This window comes from Enterococcus sp. DIV1368d, assembly GCF_050542975.1.
Classification (GTDB): Bacteria; Bacillota; Bacilli; order Lactobacillales; family Enterococcaceae; genus Enterococcus_D; species Enterococcus_D casseliflavus.
Window position 1 is genome coordinate 3,398,148 of sequence record NZ_CP172939.1, and the last position, 17,307, is coordinate 3,415,454.

The 17,307-nt window shown below is 36.7% G+C and carries 13 protein-coding genes and 1 pseudogene; 3 read left to right on the forward strand and 11 right to left on the reverse strand.

From position 1 onward, the window contains the following. Nucleotides 1-195: 195 nt before the first annotated feature. Genes IGJ44_RS16100 through IGJ44_RS16110 form a run of 3 tightly spaced genes read right to left on the reverse strand, consistent with a single transcriptional unit; the run spans nt 196 to nt 1,113 of the window. The gene (locus IGJ44_RS16100; protein WP_240934913.1) at nt 196-450 is read right to left on the reverse strand and encodes a CPBP family glutamic-type intramembrane protease; all 255 of its coding nucleotides are present in this window, start codon (nt 448-450) and stop codon (nt 196-198) included. 3 nt (nt 451-453) lie between these two features. Further along, a complete protein-coding gene (locus tag IGJ44_RS16105; protein ID WP_240934915.1) occupies nt 454-810 on the reverse strand; it encodes a hypothetical protein in 357 nt (118 codons plus the stop codon). A gap of 54 nt (nt 811-864) precedes the next feature. Continuing rightward, nucleotides 865-1,113, reverse strand: coding sequence for a hypothetical protein (locus IGJ44_RS16110; RefSeq protein WP_015510558.1), 249 nt, complete (start codon nt 1,111-1,113; stop codon nt 865-867). Nucleotides 1,114-1,288: 175 nt separating this feature from the next. On the opposite strand from IGJ44_RS16110, the gene IGJ44_RS16115 reads away from it, so the two are divergent. Further along, nucleotides 1,289-1,873: a TetR/AcrR family transcriptional regulator gene (locus IGJ44_RS16115; protein ID WP_074536451.1), complete on the forward strand. Its 585-nt coding sequence runs from the start codon at nt 1,289-1,291 to the stop codon at nt 1,871-1,873. Nucleotides 1,874-1,929: 56 nt separating this feature from the next. Next, entirely contained in the window at nt 1,930-3,744 is a 1,815-nt protein-coding gene (locus IGJ44_RS16120; protein WP_074536450.1) for an alpha/beta fold hydrolase, read from the forward strand. 790 nt (nt 3,745-4,534) lie between these two features. Here IGJ44_RS16120 and IGJ44_RS16125 read toward each other — a convergent pair. After that, nucleotides 4,535-7,399, reverse strand: coding sequence for a bacterial Ig-like domain-containing protein (locus IGJ44_RS16125; protein WP_139152392.1), 2,865 nt, complete (start codon nt 7,397-7,399; stop codon nt 4,535-4,537). 413 nt (nt 7,400-7,812) lie between these two features. Here IGJ44_RS16125 and IGJ44_RS16130 point away from each other — a divergent pair, with 413 nt between their 5' ends. Further along, nucleotides 7,813-8,562 carry a helix-turn-helix domain-containing protein gene (locus IGJ44_RS16130; RefSeq protein ID WP_217634956.1) on the forward strand — a complete coding sequence of 250 codons (750 nt, stop codon included), beginning with the start codon at nt 7,813-7,815 and terminating at the stop codon, nt 8,560-8,562. Nucleotides 8,563-9,645: 1,083 nt separating this feature from the next. Here the strand turns inward: IGJ44_RS16130 and IGJ44_RS16135 are convergent. The 7 genes and pseudogenes from IGJ44_RS16135 to IGJ44_RS16165 form a co-directional block, all read right to left on the reverse strand. Then, the gene (locus IGJ44_RS16135; protein WP_275853667.1) at nt 9,646-12,870 is read right to left on the reverse strand and encodes a bacterial Ig-like domain-containing protein; all 3,225 of its coding nucleotides are present in this window, start codon (nt 12,868-12,870) and stop codon (nt 9,646-9,648) included. A gap of 1,008 nt (nt 12,871-13,878) precedes the next feature. Continuing rightward, nucleotides 13,879-14,172: a hypothetical protein gene (locus IGJ44_RS16140; protein WP_074536226.1), complete on the reverse strand. Its 294-nt coding sequence runs from the start codon at nt 14,170-14,172 to the stop codon at nt 13,879-13,881. Between the two features lie 171 nt (nt 14,173-14,343). Continuing rightward, on the reverse strand, nt 14,344-14,550 hold the full coding sequence (locus IGJ44_RS16145; RefSeq protein WP_005230526.1) for a hypothetical protein: 207 nt from the start codon (nt 14,548-14,550) through the stop codon (nt 14,344-14,346). 131 nt (nt 14,551-14,681) lie between these two features. Beyond that, nucleotides 14,682-15,143 carry a helix-turn-helix domain-containing protein gene (locus IGJ44_RS16150; protein WP_010748922.1) on the reverse strand — a complete coding sequence of 154 codons (462 nt, stop codon included), beginning with the start codon at nt 15,141-15,143 and terminating at the stop codon, nt 14,682-14,684. Nucleotides 15,144-15,531: 388 nt separating this feature from the next. After that, entirely contained in the window at nt 15,532-16,242 is a 711-nt protein-coding gene (locus IGJ44_RS16155) for a B3/B4 domain-containing protein (RefSeq protein WP_010748921.1), read from the reverse strand. 186 nt (nt 16,243-16,428) lie between these two features. After that, a complete protein-coding gene (locus IGJ44_RS16160; protein WP_010748920.1) occupies nt 16,429-16,881 on the reverse strand; it encodes a MarR family winged helix-turn-helix transcriptional regulator in 453 nt (150 codons plus the stop codon). A gap of 265 nt (nt 16,882-17,146) precedes the next feature. Beyond that, nucleotides 17,147-17,278 (reverse strand): annotated as a pseudogene (locus IGJ44_RS16165) (mobilization/cell filamentation-like protein); the annotation flags it as partial. Nucleotides 17,279-17,307: the final 29 nt, after the last annotated feature.

Sequence of the window (17,307 nt, forward strand, 5' to 3'; positions counted from 1 at the left end):
ACCTAAATGATGACCTACAAAATGACGAAGGACAGTCATTCGTAGATAAGAACTGTGCAAAACAACAAGCCTAAAACGTTTATCTGGCCTCTCAAATTTACTTTAACCAAATATGTTTTAGAGATTCTATACATACATATAGATAAATTGCCCCCAATTCTTCTACTCTTAAGGGGAAACAATAAAAAGAAATCTTTAGATCAAGATAGCTGCTGCCATCACAACGAAATTATAGAAGCTATGTGCAAAAATGGATTCCCAAATATTTCCCCTACGTAAATAGGTGCTCGTCAAATAAAACCCTATGACAAAGTATGGAAAAAGAGCAAAAAGATTCCCGTTAGCATTTACGATATGACTTTCAGTAAAAAGCAAGAGGCTTCCGGCAGCAGTGATGATTCTCAACCATCGTTTTTCTCCAACATAAATCAGTGTATAGCGATAAAGCATTTCCTAGAAAACAGGTGCTAGCAAAAGGGCATCAAATACAAAGGGAAGGGTTCTTTGATTGTTGGGATAAACAAAAATCAACGCATTGAGATCACGAAATAAAAGAATATTAATTAACCCGATGGTAAGGATGATACTAGTTGGTACGATGAGACCGATTTTTATTAATTTAACTTTATTTAGCTTTTGATAACTCTCTACTAAATAGTTATGGAAAAGGAGGATACCAAGTAAAACGAACAATAGTTTTACTCCGAAATGATTATAGCTCATCAAATATCTTGCATAAGAAGAAGGAATGCCACGTATTGCTAGCCCCTTCCATAAGACATAAAACAATAAAAATAGCCCTCTTTTCAACTTATCCCTCCTAATGAACGAAAGCTTTATACTCCAGATATTTTTACTCTTCTTTCAGTTCTTCCTATCTCTAAAATAACAAAAAACCAAATAACCACTCGAGCATACTAACAAAGGAAGCCCGACATAGAGCATACCAGTTCCTAATGGATAATTAATAGCAAGATCAAGTTGGATATTCTTAAGTTCTTCTTTGCTGATTGTGTCAAAATCTTGAATAGGGATCAAAATCGTCTGTAAAAAAAGGCCAACGATCGTCATAAAAAGGCTGATCCCAAAACAGCCAATTGCAAATTTTTTCATAAGGGTCCTCTTTTCAACATACACTTTCTTACTGTATGTTCTTATTATACATATCAACCATTAAAAAAGAACCTTAAATTATTTTTTAACATTTATTTTACAACAATAAAAAGAAAATGAATCAATCGGTAAACAAAAAATTGACAAGACTCAATTAGTACTATATAGTTCTATTATGACAAATTATAAACGTTCAAATAAAAACCGAGTGATCGAAACAGCCGCCAGCCTTTTTCTCAAAGTCGGCTACACGTATACCAGTATGGATGAGGTCGTGCAGCAAAGCGGTGTGTCAAAATCAAATGTCTATTACCACTTCTCAAGTAAGGAGGAATTATTACTAGCAGTGATTGATTTTTGGATCACTATATACCGAGAAAAACTAGCAGACATTTTGAAACAGACCAATCTAACTTTGGAAGAAAAAATACTGACCTTTCTAGAAAGTTTGGCTGAAGAAATTGAAGAGCGGGACTATCAAGGCAGCTGTCCCTTCATTACTTTCATTATGCAAGCGCCGAAAAATGATCGGCAGGTCCAAGAAAAAATCAATCATTTTTTTGATTATTTAACGCGTATCTGCGAAGGATTGATTCAAGAAGGAATAAATACTAAAGCATTTCGTGAAGACATCAACGTCAAAGAAACGGCGGAGATTTTTGTGAACAACCTTGAAGGGGCACTTTTTTTAGCAGAAGTAAAAAAAGAGAGTCAGTATCTCACTACTACAGCCAAAAATTTATTTAAATTACTCGTTTAAGAGTAATTTTTTTATATAAAAATTAGGACTAAATAGTTCTAAAAAAGGAGAAAATAATGAATATTTTAATTATCGGGGCAACTGGGTTTATTGGCAAAGAAGTCGTCAAACAACTCGCAAGGGAAGATGTTTTTTTAACATTACTTGTCAGAAATCCAGCGAAAGCAAGACCATTACAAGCACTAGCCCTTGAAAAAATAGCATTGGTAACAGGCGATTTAACAAAAGAGAACTTAGGCCTAAATGCGATCGACCACGAACGAGCAATGCACTGCAACATGATTCTTCACTGCGGCGGTCCGATGGATATCACTTTATCAGAAGCAGCCGCGAAGAACTCCTTTTTAGAAGGCAGCAAAAACCTCATGACCCTTGCAACAGAAATCAACAAGAGAAACAAATTGAAAAAGATCATCCACGTAGCTGGGTACATGAGCCCATTCACGGATGATGCTTCTGTCTGGGAAACGACGGATGTGTTCAAAGAGGTGCATCCAGCGTTACTTGGAACCCCGCCCTATGAGCAGATGAAGTTTTTATCTGATATTTATATTCGACAAGAAGCGAAAAAGCACCATATTCCTTTAGCAGTAATCAATCCGCCAACCGTCATCGGTGATGAGCAAACAGGCAGCACCGAACAACTCGAAGGCTTTGGCTTATTTATAAAAATAATCCGAAGTGGAGCCTTACCTGTTATCCCCGGAGGAAGTGACTATCGACTACCGTTGATCAATAAAAATGTACTCGCTCAATTTATTGTCAAAACCATATTCAATGAGACAAAAGACGAAATGACGTATCCCCTTGTTGCCGATAAACACGCCGACAAAGAGATCGTTCAACTGATGGGGCTGATTTCTGAAAGTCTTAATCGAAACAAACCTCGGCTGACTGTTCCTTTTGGTTTACTCAAGTTCGTTATGGCAGCTGGCGGAAGCAAATTAACGGGTATTCCTGAAAGTAGTTTAAACTTTTTAACCAATAGAACGTTTGACAATCGGCTGACAAAACGCGATTTTGAATCGGAACTGATAAAAAAAATAGCAGCATCAAACATCCCATTAGCAGTAGCTGACATTGATTTTCGCTTGACCTATGGGGAAGAAAGCCTAACACCCTACACACGCATAGCTGTCAACGAAGCGACGGTCTATCAATTGGAGGGCTCTGCTACTCCTCTCGTGCTTTTGCATGGCTTATTTAGCGATGGCACCGATCTCTTTCAACTGGGACTAGCATTGAATAAACAAACAGGTAGAAAAATTATCATTGCAGACTTACCAGGATTCGGAAGATCTCCGTTTATTAAAAAGCAACAGCTGGTGACACCATATCTTGAGTTGATACGCTCACTAAAGAATATCCTGCCTGACGGCTCTGTCTTTATCGGCCATTCTTTTGGTGCCGCCTTGTTATTAACAGCCGCTGAACAGCGCTTCTTTTCAGAGAACGATCAACTGATTCTTTTACAACCACCTATTCATAAAACCGATTCGGTCCCTGCAACATGGCTCAGTAAACTAGCTTTAAGACATGCCTCTGAACGACAATTACTCGCCTATTTCACAAAAAAAGGACTGCTGATAGACGAAGCAGCCTCTTCTAGTGAATATTTAAAAAGAGTGAAGAAGAGTGCTCGTTCTTCACGGATAGTCAACACAACACTTCAACTAAATTGGTTGTTAAAAGAAATGTCCCTTCACCAAAGAATAGATCCTTCGATTCCAATCGTATGGGGAACCGAGGATAAAAGCTATTTACCGCCAAGAGAAACGACTAAAATAGTCGATCTGCCATTGGGTCATCATTTTCCAATCAGCCATCCGCAAGAAACAGCTGATGTGCTGGTAGAGTTGATCAAAGGTTGATTTTAGGGAGATATAATTTTCTCAAGAACGCTAATCTACTTACGAAAATTCCTACTTAGTATAATTAGTAATTGAAAGGTGACCCTCTCTTTGATGAGAATGGTGTCAGTACCTTCTTACCATCCTTCATGTAAGAAGATATGATTCTCTGTGAAATAAATTTCCATTAAAAATCTATCCATAGCTCTCCTGGCGGCACGGGTATCCAGATTCCAATTGTTAGCTTTCCAGAAGAAACGATTCTATCAGGAGCCTACTATACTATTTTTGATGAAAATAGAATCGGAGTCAAAATTGATATTTTGCTAAAAAGACTCTTGGTTATCGTTATAAGAAAATCAGACAAACAAAAAGTTATGATAAGAAAACTATCTAGGAATAAGTAAATAAAATGGTAACATGATATCTCTCCACAATAGCTAAGTAATAAAAAAGAAGCTAATTATAAGAAACGATTCTTTGATTAGCTTCTTTCTATGTTAGAGAGAATAATAAAACGAATAAATTATACAAGAAATGTAACAAAATCCAGGGTATTATAGTCCCTTACACTATATCGGATGATTTGCAAAAATTGCATAAAGAAATTCGTAAAAGTCATTTCTGAACAGTAAATTTAATAGATTCATCATCTATTTTCTGTTGTTCGGGAGTTGATTTTATGTAATCTACATGGCCTCTGTGAAGGTTTCTCTCTCTAACCTAGTAAGAAAGAGAAACTTGGCTGAAGTCTTTTTCAAATAAAATAAAGTACCCAGAAATAAATCCTGCATACTTTATTTTTTAGCCATTATGCTTTATTCGCTTTTCTTTTTTTCCAAAAGACAATTACACCTGTCAGAAGCACAATTATGACACCTGCTACTAATTCAGCTACTGAATTATTTTCATTTGTTTTAGGAAGTGTTACCTGTTTCTTACTATCAGAAGTTGTTTTTTTCTGATTCTCTTTCTTTTGTTCTGGTGTCGTATGCGTTGAATCATCTGCAGGTTTTTCTTGGCTAGGTTTTTCTTTTACTGTGACTGTAGCCGTTACCGTAATTCCATCATAACTATACGATACTTCATAGCTACCTGCTTTGCTCGTATCAACTTGACTGGCGTTTACTGTCAAGTCTTCGTACACGACTTTCTTTCCTGCTTTGTCTAATGCATTGTCAAAATTTTCTTTTGCCGTCCATTTATCTCCCACATAAATCGTAGAATCATGGACATTGATGGCTGTCATTTTCTCTTTAACCGTAATGATCGCTGTACTCGTTACACCATCATACGTATACGTGACGTCAAAGCTCCCTGCTTTGCTCGTGTCGGCTTTACTGGGATCAACTGTCAAATCTTGGAAATCTATTAAATTACCATTTTTATCTAACGCACTATCGAAGTTATCTTCTGCTTGCCAGTTATCCCCCACGTAGATCGTTGAGTCATGAACATTAACGGCAGTCATTTTTTCTTTAACTGTGACAATTGCTGTACTCGTTATACCATCATACGTATATGTGACTTCAAAAGTACCTGCTTTATTTGTTTCTGCTTTACTAGCATCGACCGTCAGTTCTTGGAAATCTATCGAATTACCATCTTTATCCAACGCACTGTTGAAGTTATCCTCTGCTTCCCATTTATCTCCCACATAAATCGTGGAATCGTGGACATTGACGGTGGTCATTTTTTCTTTGACTGTAACAATCGCTGTACTCGTTACACCATCGTACGTATACGCGACTTCAAAGGTACCTGCTTTACTCGTATCTGCCTTACTGTCATCCACCATCAGGGCTGAAAAGTCAACATCGTTGCCATCTTTATCCAAAGCACCGTCGAAGTTATTCTCTGCTTCCCAATTATCTCCCACATAAATCGTAGAATCATGGACATTGACGGCTGTCATTTTTTCTTTGACCGTAATGACCGCTGTACTCGTTACACCATCGTACGTATAGGTGACGTCAAAGCTGCCTGCTTTACTCGTATCGGCTTCACTATCATTGACTGCAAGATCTTGGAAATCTACTGAATTACCATCTTTATCTAATGCACTGTCAAAGTTATCCTCTGCTTGCCAGTTATCCCCCACGTAGATCGTTGAGTCATGGACATTGACGGATGTCATTTTTTCTTTGACCGTAATGATCGCTGTACTGGTTATACCGTCGTACGTATAGGCAACTTCGAAGCTACCTACCTTACTCGTGTCGGCTTTACTAGCATCGACAGTTAAAGCTGAAAAATCAACATCGTTGCCATCTTTATCCAACGCACTATCGAAGTTATCCTCTGCTTGCCAGTTATCCCCCACGTAGATCGTGGAATCATGAACATTGACTGTCGTTTGTTTTTCTTTGACTGTCACGGTTGCTATACTGGTTACACCATCATACGTGTACTTGACTTCAAAGGTCCCTGCTTTACTCGTATCGGCGTTACTCTCATCAACCACAAGGTCTTGGAAATATATCGAATTGCCCTCTTTGTCTAATGCACTATCAAAGTTGTCCTCAGCTTGCCAGCTATCTCCTGCATAGATCGTGGAATCATGAACATTGACTGTCGTTTTATTATCTTTTACTGTCACTTTAGAGATACCGCTGACAGAATTAGTAGTATTGGCACTATTATAATAGTACCGATATTCTACTTCATAAACGCCTGGGTAACTTAAGTCTACTTGATCACCAAGGATCTTAATATCATTAGTCAGAGAATATAGTTCATCTCCCAAATCGTCTGAGGCAGAAATAAAACCATCTTGTGGGTTCCAGCTTTCCCCTGTATATAAGGTAATGTTCCTTACATTTAATTTAGGAACTTTCGCCCACATATAGTCGCCAGCCATCGTATCACCATCATAGGTTTTAGTTAGTTTTTCTCTATCATACCTAGCTTTAGTTTCAACATTTATCCAAACACCACCGTAAACTCCGTCATTCGGTGGCGCATTTAAATAATAGCCGCCAAGTACTGTTTTTTTACCTAAAGTTATATAATTCAAGTTAGGAGGAAATGCGCTAGTGTCATACTTCCACGTATCAATATTAGACATATCCCAACTTGAAATATCTAAAGTCGTAAGTGCACTTGAACCAAAAAACATAGAATCCATTGAAACTAAACTAGCCGTATTAAGACCGGATACGTCTATTTGTTTAAGTGCAGGCAGATGTTGAAAAGTACCTATCATAGTTGTTGTGGCATTCGTATTCAAGAAATTTAAATTATCAATTTGAGTTACATTTGTAAGGTACGCAAAAAAATAGTCAAGGTGAGTGCCTGCAATCACCTCTCCCTCCAACACAACTTTTTTAATTGACTGTCTGTAGTCAAACCACGATGGCTTATCACCTCCCGCTGGAAATTCAGGAAGCTTCCCTGAGTAAATATGTAAAATCCCATTTTCATCAATTACCCAAGCACTCGTTCCATTTGTTCCCGTAGCTATGTCGCCAACAGCGGAACTATTTGCTTGCTTCTCCTTGTCATTGCCCCCCTCCTTACTACTTAATTTTTGGTCGCTCGAAACTGTCTTACTTTCCGTTGGTTCAGTATGTTCAACGCTCTCCTTAGTTGCAACGGTTTCACTGACAAAATCAGCCCCATCGGTCTGCGATCCACTTTTTAAAGTATTATTGTTAATAACGGTCTCTTTACTCATTGTATTGCTTTCACAAGTTTTTTCTCCACTATCATCGATGCTTGTTTCATTTGGAGTAAGATCTTCTTCATTTTGTGTTAGCCGATTTTCAATAACATCAGCTACGACTTGGCTGGAATTTATCACAGAAGGGATTGTCAATATAAACATACTAAAAAGTATTACTAATCTTTTTTTCATTTTTAGCGCTGCCTTTCTTTCTTACATTTATCACATATTCAATTTATTAATGAAAATTATTTTCGCACAACATTTATTTGTAATTAATAAATTTATTAGCAATAAAAAAACGTTAGATTATTTTGCGTTTTTTAAATCATGGTGGTATGATAGCACACAGAAAAAGCGCTCGCTATCTACAATTCTGGTATACCAATGTACGGAAATTGTGTTGGAGAAAAGGGGAGGATTATGTGATACCTGATTACTTAAGAAGGGAAATATCTGTTTTATTTTTTATCATAAACAAAGAACAAACAACCACAAAAGAAATTGCCGAAAGCCTGCAGATCACTCCTCGAAAAGTACGTGATACCTTAACCATCATCAACAAGCATTTTGAGGAATTTCATAGCATCAGCAGTTTTATTCTCATAAAAAACTCTGGGATGATAAAAATCAACTCTGAATTTAAAGAACATTCAGTCTCTTCGGCATACTCGCTGAAACTGCAACTATTAAAAAATAATGCAACCTTCAATTATACAGTGTTATTGCTCACTAGAAGCTCACTGAATAAAGATCATATATTAAATGAGCTCTTTATCTCCCCTAGTTACCTAAACATACTAACCCAAAAATTAAATGAGTTTTTCTCAAGTTTTGATTTCCGCATTACAGTTAGGGAAGGCTACTATACTTTAGTTGGAGATGAAATGAATATTCGCTTGTTCTCTTATCTATACTTGCAAGATTCTTTTCATGATTTAGAGTGGCCATTTCAAGATATCTCCCTTCACAGTATTCGCGCATCAGTTCCCGAAGAAATCCTGGAAGAATCTTACAAACGTTCTTTTACAAAAAATAGATCACTTTATATTTTATATGCTATTTTGCAAACAAGAATCCATAGTAATCATCGTTTGGTTCAACCAGAATCCTTATTGACTCGAACTTTGTTTACAATTATTTTTGAAAGTTTTGATGCAGCAGTAATCTTTTAAAAAAACAGCTTCGGATCCCTTGATGATAGTACGAAAAATAACGAGATTCTCTATTTTAATTTTCTTTCCCATCTTTTCATTTCAGACATTATCCCTATAGAAGAAAAGATAAAACTAGGAAAAACTTTTTTCGAATCAGATCATTCTTATTGCACTTTCTCTCGCGACGTTTTGGCAGCTAGTTCTGTTCTAATAAACGACAAACTCTCTGATCAGAACAGGCATCTTGTTCTCTACTATTTAACCTTATTCAACGCTTTTTATTTTTTGATAGGAGATACGATTGACTGCTTCGCCCAACTATTTATTCCACCTTTATTTTTTCGATCAAATGTTCAAAATGACTATATGAATGTCATAAAAAAAACTGTTTCTATCTACACCAAAGATGAAAATCACACCAAATATTTATCAAGTCTGCTCTATACGCTCCACACCGCTAATATAAAGACAGAAGTTACAATCTACTTACAACTAGTAAAAGACTATTCCGCCAGTTTTTATATTGAAAATAGTCTTATGAACTTCTTTAATAAAGAACACATCAATATTACCGATAATTACGAGATAGCCGATATCGTCGTTACTGATACATTAGTGCGATCCGATCCTAAGAAAAAAGTGTTTTATTTGAACTCGATAGAAAATGACGGACGATGGGCTGAGTTACTTTTTCTGATTCAACGTGTTTATTTGGAAAAACAGCACATCCAAAAGGAAAAATTCAGTTTGTAAAGGTTATAGATGTGCATTTTTCTCGGGTACAAATACTCAACATCCAATCTATTCATTCATTGTTAGGAAGAAATTCCTTTTTCAATAAAGCATATGAATTATCTATTGAAGTGATACATCTATAATAGAACGGCTTAGTTCATGCTCATACACTGCTCGTTTTCTTGGTACGATTTTTTCAATATTCTCTTTAAAATTGATACTAATTTCTGAGAGTCTTATGCCAATCATTTTCGATAAATAATAATTTGCGACTATTAGGTTACATTTGTACCTTTAGTTCTGATAAAAATTTATCATACACAAATAAAGTACTTGGGATCCATTCCCAAGTACTTTATTTAATCATTACGATTTATTCGCTTTTCTTTTTTTCCAAAAGAAAATTACACCTACCAATAACACAATTATGAACCCTGTTGCTAATTCAACCATTGATTTACTTTCGTTTGTTTTCGGAAGTGCTTCATGTTTCTTACTATCAGAGTTTATCTTTTTCTGATTCTCTTTCTCTTGTTCTTGTGATGTATGCTCTGAATCATCTGCAGGTTCTTCTGGGCTAGGTTTTTCTTTTACTGTGATGGTGGCCGTTACTGTAATTCCATCATAACTATACGTTACTTTGTAACTACCTGCTTTGCTCGGATCAACTTGACTAGTATCTACTGTCAGGGCTGAAAATGCGACGTCGTTGCCTGCTTTATCTAACGCACCATCGAAATTATCTTCTGCTTCCCAGTTATCTCCCACATAGATCGTAGAATCATGGACATTGACGGCTGTCATTTTTTCTTTGACCGTAATAATCGCTGTACTGGTTATACCATTATACGTGTAGGTAACTTCGAAAGTTCCTGCTTTACTCATATCTGCTTGACTCGCATCAACCGTTAGGGCTGAAAACGCCACGTCATTCCCATCTTTGTCTAACGCACTGTCGAAGTTATCCTCTGCTTCCCAATTATCTCCCACATAAATCGTAGAATCATGAACGTTGACTGCGGTCATTTTTTCTTTGACCGTAATAATCGCTGTACTGGTTATACCATCATACGTGTAGGTAACTTCGAAAGTTCCTACTTTACTTGTATCTGCTTGACTCGCATCAACCGTAAGATCTGAAAGTGCAACGTCGTTGCCATCTTTATCTAACGCACTATCAAAATTATCTTTTGCTTCCCAGTTATCTCCCACATAGATCGTGGAATCGTGGACATTGACGGCGGTCATTTTTTCTTTGACTGTAACAATCGCTGTACTCGTTACACCATCATACGTATACGTGACTTCAAAGCTGCCTGCTTTACTTGTATCTGCTTGACTCGCATCAACCGTAAGATCTGAAAGTGCAACGTTGTTGCCATCTTTATCTAACGCACTATCAAAATTATCTTTTGCTTCCCAGTTATCTCCCACATAGATCGTGGAATCGTGGACATTGACGGCGGTCATTTTTTCTTTGACTGTAACAATCGCTGTACTCGTTACACCATCATACGTATACGTGACTTCAAAACTCCCTGCTTTGCTCGTGTCGGCTTTACTAGCATCGACCGTCAGATCTGAAAGTGCAACGTCGTTGCCGTCTTTATCTAACGCATTGTCGAAGTTATCTTCTGCTTCCCAATTGTCTCCCACATAAATCGTAGAATTGTGGACATTGACGGCGGTCATTTTTTCTTTGACCGTAATAATCGCTGTACTGGTTATACCATCATACGTGTAGGTAACTTCGAAAGTTCCTGCTTTACTCATATCTGCTTGACTCGCATCAACCGTAAGATCTGAAAGTGCAACGTCGTTGCCATCTTTATCTAACGCACTGTCGAAGTTATCTTCTGCTTCCCAGGTTTCGCCCACATAAATCGTGGAGTCATGTACATTGACTGCGGTTTGATTCGCTTTGACAATAATCGTAGCCGTACTAGTCACGCCGTCATAGCGATAATTCACTTGATATGTCCCCGGAGTGTTGGTATTTACGCTGCCTTCTACCGTTATATCTTGAAAGTCTAACGAATTACCATCTTTATCCAAGGCACTATCGAAATTATCTTCTGCTTGCCAGCTATCTCCCACGTAGATCGTAGAATCATGGACGTTCACCGCAGTTTGTTTTTCTTTGACTGTAACAACCGCTGTATTCGTCACACCGTCATACGTATAAGTGACTTTAAAGCTACCTGCTTTACTTGTATCTGCTTGACTAGCATCGACCGTTAGGGCTGAAAAATCAACATCGTGGCCATCTTTGTCTAATGCACTCTCAAAATTATCCTCTGCTTGCCATGGATCACCCACATAGATTATTGAATCAGAGACATTTATAGCGGTCAGCCGAGGCTTGACAACTATTGTTGCATCCTTGGTTAGATTATTGAGAGTATAACTAACCGTATAAGTACCCGCTGTCTGTGTGTCTACTGTACCAGAAACAATCCCGCCATTTGCCAAAAATTCCTCATAGGTTAGCTGTTTTCCTTCTTTTGATGAAGCTTCGATAAAGTTATCTACTGGTGACCATGTTTCCTGTGTATAAATAGTACTATCTTTAATCAAAATATCGGTATAATCAATTTGTGCTTTCTGATAAACATAGGTAACGGTAAACTCACCACGTTTAAATTTTCCAATAGCATCGACAGGTAACTTACTTGTATCTAGCTCATATCCAGGAATTTCTGGAATATAGTCACTAGTTGAAACGTCATAGGGCTGATTTGTACTATCATCAATTCGACGTGAAGGGTAGATTTCATTACCTGATTCATCTACATACTTAATGGTTAAGTGACTGTTTGTAAAACGGATATTGTACGTACCTGTAAATAGGTCATTCCCGTTAGCATCCTTATAAGGAATAACTACAGTAAAACCGAGAAAATTAAAACCCTCAAGCCCCCATCCCTGGAGGAAACTATCCCATGATATATGCAATGGATTTACACCTATTACTGGATTATTATGTGATGATCCTAGGACAAGAAATTTTTCATTTGATTTATACTCGTAAAAATTACCATAATCGCCACCCAATGTAAGACGAAAATATAGCTCATCCTGCTTATACTCTTCAGGGATTGGTAAATCTACATCCAATGAAATATATTTTAAAGGATCATATTCGACTGTTAAATCATAAGTGAACGTCTCTGAAGCTTCCGTTGGAGTCATAAGCATCTTCGAGTCTTTTTTATGTATTTGATTCTGGTCAGCATTATCTGTCATACTTTCGCTCGTATCGGATTCAGATGACTGGCTATCGGATAGTTCTTTACTATTATTCGCTTGCTCCTCATTACTAGCAGCATTATCTTCTTGACTGCTTGACGTTTCATTCTCCAAAAGGTTTTCCTTTGTTTCACTTTCAGAAAGTACATCTTTGTTATCAGGCGTCTGTTCCTGATTTTCACTTTTTTCAAAGCTATTCAAAGATTCCGATAAAAGATTGCCAGCTTCTTGTTCTTGAGCGGGTGCTATTCCAAGCGTATCTGTCAATGCTTGTACTGGATTCATTACAATTGACCCAAACAATAATCCAACTAAAAAAAGGTGCATATGTTTATTTTTCATTTTTTTCTCCTCGTTTCGATTTAACAAACGGCATCTTAGCATTAAATTACGCATTTTAATTTATTAAAAAAACCACCTAACTATGGTTATTACATAAAATTATTTGCTAAATGCTATGGTTTATAATGTGTATCTTAAAAGTGCGTAACCTACAATTCAAAGGGCCTTACTATCGATTATTTCTTCATCTTAAACCTCTCATCCATATAATTATTTAATCAAAAACAATAATCGTACTTTTTCTATTATCCTTTTTTTGTGTGTATAGGAATTTCTATTTTTTTCATGGGATTAAAATATTAGAACGGCAGACTTTGGATGCTTCTCACTAGAGAACTGACATTTTGGTATAACAGTGCACGAGAATGGTGTTTTAGAACCATGTATATTGTTTACTTTTTTCATAGGTTCTTGACTGACTGTGTGGTTATCCGACACTATATTGATATCGATTTACTCACACCTAAGGAACGGAGTGAAAAACTGGTATATATTCTTTGATAAAGAAAATATCTATAAACTCCATTAAATTCTCGTTTTTAAAAATGACGGATACAATCGATTTATAACTTCCAATATTATCTTAATTGTGGTGACAGCTCGGAGAATAGCGGTTGTTGGTAAAGAATAGAGAATGTTGTACATTTCTATAAAAAGCGTTTCAAAATAAAAAAAGCACGGTGCGGATTGCCGTGATCTAATTTATTTCTTTACGCTAAAGGAAGATACGTAAATGGGTTGTTACAACATTCGTAAGAATACGCAACGTGACCAACCGCTGTTCAGTTTTTGATTCGTGATTGTTTTTTGTCTCGCTAAAAAAACCTCTCAAATGGATGAGAGGTTTTCGATCTATTGAATACAAATCAATTTACCGATTTATAAATGGCACTTCGTAAAGAATACATAATGCTCTATTCAACTTTTTTCTACATCAACTAAAGTAAATAAAGATCTACAAACACTAACAGTTACTTCTTTTTCATATTCTCTATAGGCACACCCCCTCTAGACAATATTTAAATAAATAACCAGAAAAATGACAAAACAAGTGACGGTCAGTTCGATTATATTTTCTGTACGTCGCGTACGGTTCTTTAAAAAAATACCCGGAGCAGTCGAAGAAAATTGTGAGCGATATTTTTTGGGGATAAAAAATCCTCCTAATATTCCTACTAGGACCAAGTAGAAGGGCCAGTTCGGTGAGATCCCACGATTGAGAAAAGCCATGGCTAATGCAATCACGTAAATCACTACCTGAATAATCGTAATACTGTAAACCTTTTTTAAATCTTTTGACATCGTTGTGCCCCTCCATTTGAAGAAAAATTGATTGTAATAGAAGTGCTATGGCGTAACCGAATTTTGTAATACTGACTGACCAGAAGACGTATCCTTTTCAACCGCATAAACTGTCAATGAAGCGAATCTGCCTCGCATTTGAAAGGCTGTTGTTGGCTGATTCCCTATCCGCTATCTCTCGGTTAACTCATCCCTGAATTTCAGGAATAGCTCTTTCGCTTGTCCTGTACTCATGTTTGTCAGGTCTTTGATTTTCTTGACCATACCAATATCATTTTCGTTTTTTGAAAGCATTTGTCGTGCCATTTCTTCTTTGATTTCTGCTTCTTCTTCCTTCGTTAAATTTCTGACTTCTTTCTTTTTACCAAATAATCCCATCCTGCTCTCTCCTTCTTGTAAAATTTACACGCTTTTTACACTAGTCGTACTGAACCTAAAATGCCGTTTTTCTGTCCATGACTTGATTCCTATACCCTAATCTACCATTTCCGTCGAAATCGAGGAAATGGTTAGTTCTCCTTTTTATTTTTTGGGAAGATATAAAAATAAAACGCGGAGCCAATGATGATCGCTGGCGGCACAGAGATGCTCAATAATTTTAAAGCGGTGGTTAAAAATACTCCTAACTTTTCTTGAATAGAAAGATTCATAATCGTGCTGAAGTCTTGATTGAATGAAGTTACGATCATCGTGACAAAAAAGATCAAGCAAAAACTAATCACCCCATACTTGATGCTTACTTTTAGATCCTCATTGTCTTTCTTAGTTTCTTCCAAAAGTAATGTTTCTAATGAAATATCCAATTCTTCGGCTATTTTGATCATATTTTTTTTGCTAGGGTACGTAGCACCTAACTCCCATTTTGAGATCGTCTTGTCACTTACTTCTAATAATTCTGCTAGCCTACTTTGCGTTAGCTTGTTTTTTTCTCTATATTCTTTCAGCTTCATTGCTAATATCGTTTCTTTCATATCAACCACTCCTCATTCATTTCTACCTTTCATTTTGACATAAAACCTACCATTTAACAGGAATTCTTGAAAAAGAGAGTAGAATAGAGTGGCTTTTTAGCTATTTCTGGCGATTTGCCTGAAACATACTACCGAATCCTTCCTTACAACAATAGTTGCTGTGCATTATAGGAAACCTATTCTGATTACCTTCTAAATATTGTCCAATGAGACACAGTTAAATCAGAAATTAGAAACATGTGCAAATGACTAAAAGAGGGACAAAAACTTCTCAGTTTTGTCCCTCTCTCGTTTTTCAAGAAAATTTGATAATAGTAGATTTTCTCTCTATTAGAATTTTTCAAGCATTCAGTAAATCAATCTTATCCTATAGACAACAAGCTCATCCCTACAAAATGATTTCAGGACTTTCTTTACTTAGCACATAATCATCACCTGTTACGTTAAAATACTCTTGAATCAACAGACTTAATTCTTTGATTGCTTCATTCGCCCGAGCCCGTTGCGTTTCATTGATCGACTCAATGAATAAAACAGCATGGGTGGTCTCTTCTGTTAGCATCGTACGTTGGGCTTCCCGCCAATTCAAGCATCGGCAAATCGCACCTTTCTCATCATAATAAATGACTTCATTTGCCAAGGCTGGGGAGTCAATTTCTGCACCTAAAGGGAAAAAGGATTCGCCGCCTTTTGCAACGCCTAAATGAAGGTCGCCAACGATTGTATCGAGATCTTCTCCACCTAAAGGGACACCATATTTCAAGGAAATACTATTATAGATATCTACTAGGGGATTGATGGGAGAAAATTCTCTGTCTTGATTCACCCGTTTCAACAGTGCTTCGATGGAAGAGCGTACCCCTTTTTTCGTTTTAAATTGCTGAAAAGCACTTCGCCATTCTTGGATCACCTGATTTTCACTGAAGGTATCGGTCGTTAAGTAGCGCTTTGCTTGTTCTTTACTACTTTTTAGCAAGTCAGTAAAAAACGTTTCTTGTGCAGCATCGGCAACATTGTTTATATTTTTTACAACAAGGCAGTTGATTTGTGCTTCTGGAAACAGCGCCCAAAATTCTTGATCGATCATTATTTTCTTCACTTTCTCTACACTCCTACTAAGTTTATTTGAACAACTTCCTGTCCTTTATTTTTCAGGCTCTTTGTTTTTTCAGCAGACATCCTCGTTATATCCTTTTTAACAAAATATCAGCTACCTGTGCTTCCTTTCCTAGGTAACATGAATGTACATTCAATCAGAGCCAATCTCCCTAGCGGCGCTATTCGTTCAATAGTCTCTTTTGATCCCATTCTTGACGTTGACCCAATCAACTTCTACCGAAGATTTTATTTTTGCCAGCATTTCCGCAAGATTTTTTCTTTCTAAAGCAGATAACTGTTGAATCGCTACTTTATTTGAATAGTTATTTTCTCTTATGATTAATTGAACCGCCTGTTTTCCTTTGATGGTTGTGTATAAGTGTTTGATTTTTTTATTTTCTTTGTCTGACTCTTTTAGAATGAACCCATTTTCCTCTAACTTTTTTACTGCCCTGGACAAAGTCGTGCGATCAACTTTGATGAGTTCGGCTAATCGTTCAGGAATAATTCCTTCATTTTCAAATATACGAACTAAGTAAATGTATTGTCCTTTACTGAGTTGAACCTCTTTAAATTCAATATTAGCAATGGATTCCAACATTCTACTGATCGAACCTATCTCACGAAGTATATCCTCCACGAACTATCCCCTCCCTATCTAGCACTATAATAGCTCATTATTGTTGCATATGCAACAATAATGAGCTTGGTTTACTTTTTTACTCACTCTTAGAAAATGGGTGCATGGCATAAGCTTGTTGTTTCTGTTCTCAAAAAAAGCAGGAGAATACCGAGAAAAACTTCTCTGTACTCTCCTTTTACAATCATTCCAAGTAGAAATACTATCCGAATTTCTCCTAATTTCAAAATCAAATTCATAAAGACTGATTGCTTAGTACAACAGGGAATGAACCTACTTCGCTTTCATTTATTTTCCCAGAATCATATAATTCCTTCGCTTTTTGTTTGCTGAGTTTTTCTTCAGCCTTGTCTAACGTAGCTTGATTGGTTAAACCCAAATTGTTATCTAAAATCATGCAAAATCCCCTTAACTTTATGAAATAAA